This is a genomic window from uncultured Vibrio sp., assembly GCF_947488985.1.
In the GTDB taxonomy this organism is placed as follows: domain Bacteria; phylum Pseudomonadota; class Gammaproteobacteria; order Enterobacterales; family Vibrionaceae; genus Vibrio.
The window spans coordinates 1-792 of record NZ_CANLBV010000252.1; the positions used below are offsets into that span (position 1 = coordinate 1).

General features: G+C 44.4%; 1 protein-coding gene. It reads right to left on the reverse strand.

Annotated elements, in window-relative coordinates; all coding sequences use genetic code 11:
• A partial coding sequence (locus Q1A70_RS20195) for an IS3 family transposase (protein ID WP_299695828.1) occupies positions 1 to 792 on the reverse strand: 792 nt, incomplete at both ends.

Below are 792 nucleotides of genomic sequence, written 5' to 3' on the forward strand. Positions count from 1 at the left end.
ACTGGGCTTACATACCCAAGAGCACTGTGCCTTCTTGTTCGATTATAATCAACTTCAATGTATTCAAAAAGCGCTTGGCGCATCTCTTCTCGAGTCATTATCGGCTCGTATTGGACGGCTTCTACTTTCATTGAGTGGAAAAAGCTTTCAACACAGGCGTTATCCCAGCAGTTTCCTTTCCTACTCATACTTTGTTTTAGATTATGAGCTGCGATTAAGTCTCGGTAGTCTTTTGAGCAATATTGGCTACCTCTATCACTGTGGATAATCACCTCTTCTGGCATACCTCTGCGGAACAATGCCATTGATAGAGCATCACAAACCAGAGTTGCGGTCATTCTGGTATTCATTGACCATCCAACGACTTGCCGTGAGTACAGGTCGATAATAACGGCTAAATACATCCAACCTTCGCTTGTTGCTAGATAGGTGATATCTCCAGCCCATTTTTGGTTTGGTGCTGTCGCATTAAAGTCTTGCTCAAGCAAGTTCGGGGCAACAGGAAGCCTATGCTTACTGTCTGTCGTACATTTGAACTTGCGGGCGGCCTTCGCGACTAAGCTCTGGCGTTTCATGCTCGCGGCAATGGTTTTTACATCGTGCTTATTACCATTTGCCTCAAGTTCTTTTTGAATACGCCTTGCACCGTCACGTTCCTTTTTATCATCAAAGACTTCTCGAACTTTGCTATCAAGATGCTTACGGTACTCGTTGCGCTGAGTGACTTTATGGCGATTATCAATCCAATAATAAAACCCACTTCGAGAAACCCCAAACACCTTAGCCATACGG